This window comes from Oligella sp. HMSC09E12, from assembly GCF_001808505.1.
Classification (GTDB): domain Bacteria; phylum Pseudomonadota; class Gammaproteobacteria; order Burkholderiales; family Burkholderiaceae_B; genus Oligella; species Oligella urethralis.
In genome coordinates, this window is record NZ_KV793541.1 from 1 (window position 1) to 3,552 (window position 3,552).

A 3,552-nucleotide genomic window follows, 5' to 3' on the forward strand; every position below is an offset into this window, starting at 1 on the left:
TAAATTGCCTGACGATGACCTACTTTCACAGGAGCGAATCCAACTATCATCGGCGCTAAGGCGTTTCACTGTCCTGTTCGGGATGGGAAGGAGTGGGTCCACCTTGCTATGGTCGTCAAGCGAAGCTTGTACTGCTGTTTAGCAATTAGGAAGAAGCACAATGAGATGTCATGGTGTTATGTTTGGAGTTGCGTATATGTATGAGGTGTTTTTTTATTTAGCGGCACTTGTCTTCTAACTTACTGAGTTATAGGATCAAGCCGCACGGGCAATTAGTACTGGTTAGCTACATGCATTACTGCACTTCCACACCCAGCCTATCAACGTCCTGGTCTCGAACGACCCTTCAGGGAGGTCTAGCCTCCGGGATACCTTATCTTCAGACGAGTTTCCCGCTTAGATGCCTTCAGCGGTTATCTCTTCCGTACATAGCTACCGGGCAATGCCATTGGCATGACAACCCGTACACCAGCGGTACGTCCACTCCGGTCCTCTCGTACTAGGAGCAGCCTCCGTCAAGTATCCAACGCCCACGGCAGATAGGGACCAAACTGTCTCACGACGTTTTAAACCCAACTCACGTACCTCTTTAAATGGCGAACAGCCATACCCTTGGGACCGGCTACAGCCCCAGGATGAGATGAGTCGACATCGAGGTGCCAAACACCGCCGTCGATATGAACTCTTGGGCGGTATCAGCCTGTTATCCCCAGAGTACCTTTTATCCGTTGAGCGATGGCCCTTCCATTCAGAACCACCGGATCACTTTGTCCTGCTTTCGCACCTGTTCGACGTGTCAGTCTCACAGTCAAGCACGCTTTTGCCAATGCACTATCAGCACGATTTCCGACCGTACCTAGCGTACCTTCGAACTCCTCCGTTACCGTTTAGGAGGAGACCGCCCCAGTCAAACTACCCACCACACACTGTCCCCAACCCGGATCACGGGCCAAGGTTAGAACCATCAACAAACCAGGGTGGTATTTCAAGGACGGCTCCAGCGAAACTAGCGTCCCGCCTTCAGCGCCTCCCACCTATTCCTACACAGGCCGGTTAACAATCCAATGTGAAGCTATAGTAAAGGTTCATGGGGTCTTTCCGTCTAGCCGCGGGGAGATTGCATCGTCACAACCATGTCAACTTCGCTGAGTCTCAGGAGGAGACAGTGTGGCCATCGTTACGCCATTCGTGCAGGTCGGAACTTACCCGACAAGGAATTTCGCTACCTTAGGACCGTTATAGTTACGGCCGCCGTTTACTGGGGCTTCGATCAAGAGCTTGCACCCCATCACTTAACCTTCCAGCACCGGGCAGGCGTCACACCCTATACGTCCACTTTCGTGTTTGCAGAGTGCTGTGTTTTTAATAAACAGTCGCAGCCACCGATTCACTGCGGCCCCTTCACGCTTTAACACGCTACCGGGGCATACGTTCTCCCGAAGTTACGGTATCAATTTGCCGAGTTCCTTCTCCTGAGTTCTCTCAAGCGCCTTAGAATATTCATCCCGTCCACCTGTGTCGGTTTGCGGTACGGTCATGTCCAAACTGAAGCTTAGAGGTTTTTCCCGGGACCACTGCCTACAACTTCAGAGCCGTAGCTCCTTCGCACCAATACCTTGAATTTCGTGGCCGGATTTGCCTAACCACCTTCTTAGTACCAGTCACGGGCTCTTCCAACCGCCCGCTCGCATTTCGCAATCCGTCACCCCATCGCATTTGAACACGGTGCTGGAATATTAACCAGCTTCCCATCAGCTACGCATCTCTGCCTCACCTTAGGGGCCGACTCACCCTGCGCCGATGAACGTTGCGCAGGAAACCTTGGACTTACGGCGAGGGGGACTTTCACCCCCTTTATAGCTACTCATGTCAGCATTCTCACTTCTGATACCTCCAGCAAGCCTCTCGACTCACCTTCTCAGGCCTACAGAACGCTCTCCTACCACGTGATTAAATCACGCCCGCAGCTTCGGTAACCGGCTTAGCCCCGGTACATCTTCCGCGCAGGACGACTCGATCAGTGAGCTATTACGCTATCTTTAAAGGGTGGCTGCTTCTAAGCCAACCTCCTGACTGTCTATGCCTTCCCACTTCGTTTCCCACTTAGCCAATTTTAGGGACCTTAGCTGGCGGTCTGGGTTGTTTCCCTCTCGACAACGGACGTTAGCACCCGCTGTCTGACTCCCACGCTCGACTTGTCGGTATTCGGAGTTTGCCATGGGTTGGTAAGTCGCTATGACCCCCTAGCCATAACAGTGCTCTACCCCCAACAGCCATACGTGAGGCACTACCTAAATAGTTTTCGGAGAGAACCAGCTATTTCCGGATTTGTTTAGCCTTTCACTCCTATCCACAGCTCATCCCCTAATTTTTCAACATTAGTGGGTTCCGGTCCTCCAGTGCGTGTTACCGCACCTTCAACCTGGCCATGGATAGATCATCCGGTTTCGGGTCTACATCCAGCGACTATGCGCTCTATTCGAACTCGCTTTCGCTACGCCTGCCTTAATCAGTTAAGCTCGCCACTGAATGTAAGTCGCTGACCCATTATACAAAAGGTACGCAGTCACCCCCTTTAAAGACTCTCTCGTAGCTGGCTCACTACGTTACACGTAGCTAGTTCACTACTTAAAATCGCTTTTGATGTGGCGTGCCACCACACCGAAAGCCCTTAAAGGGGGCTCCTACTGTTTGTATGCACACGGTTTCAGGTTCTATTTCACTCCCCTCCCGGGGTTCTTTTCGCCTTTCCCTCACGGTACTGGTTCACTATCGGTCGATCACGAGTATTTAGCCTTGGAGGATGGTCCCCCCATCTTCAAACAGGATTTCACGTGTCCCGCTCTACTTGTCTGACGCTTAGTACCACCTAACGCATTTCGTCTACAGGGCTATCACCTACTACGGCCAGCTTTTCCACGCTGTTCGACTATACATTAGACTATCTCGTCTAGGCTACTCCGGGGTCGCTCGCCACTACTGCCGGAATCTCGGTTGATTTCTTTTCCTCGAGCTACTTAGATGTTTCAGTTCGCTCGGTTCGCCTCGTATCGCTATGAATTCACGATACGATACTGACTTACGCCAGTGGGTTTCCCCATTCGGATATCTACGGATCAATGCTTATTTGCCAACTCCCCGTAGCTTTTCGCAGGCTATCGCGTCCTTCATCGCCTGTGATCGCCAAGGCATCCACCATGTGCACTTAGTCACTTGATCCTATAACTTAATAAGCTATAGTCACTCTAGATGCTGCGCCTTTTACTCCGCAACACCCAGCTCTTTACTTGAGTTAACGTTGTGCCGCTCATCAAATGGTTATTCTTTGTCGTTGCGTATCGAATCCTGTGCTTCAACTGACGTTGAAACATCAATTCAATCCGCTCGCTTTCAAAACATTTGAGAACTTCATTTGTTATATATGCAATCACAACCCGTCTTCTACATAACAGATTGATGCGTTATCGATCATTGCTTATCGCTTCACCACATCAATTGCCATTGAATACTTTGTTGTGCTTCTTCCTAATTGTTAAAGAACAGTATTAAGTG

Annotated in this window: 2 rRNA genes; both read right to left on the minus strand. The window is 50.6% G+C overall.

Annotated elements, in window-relative coordinates:
- Positions 1 to 6: 6 nt before the first annotated feature.
- Positions 7 to 120 (minus strand): 5S ribosomal RNA (rrf, locus tag HMPREF3179_RS02535).
- A gap of 131 nt (positions 121 to 251) precedes the next feature.
- Positions 252 to 3,219 (minus strand): 23S ribosomal RNA (locus HMPREF3179_RS02540).
- Positions 3,220 to 3,552 lie beyond the last annotated feature (333 nt).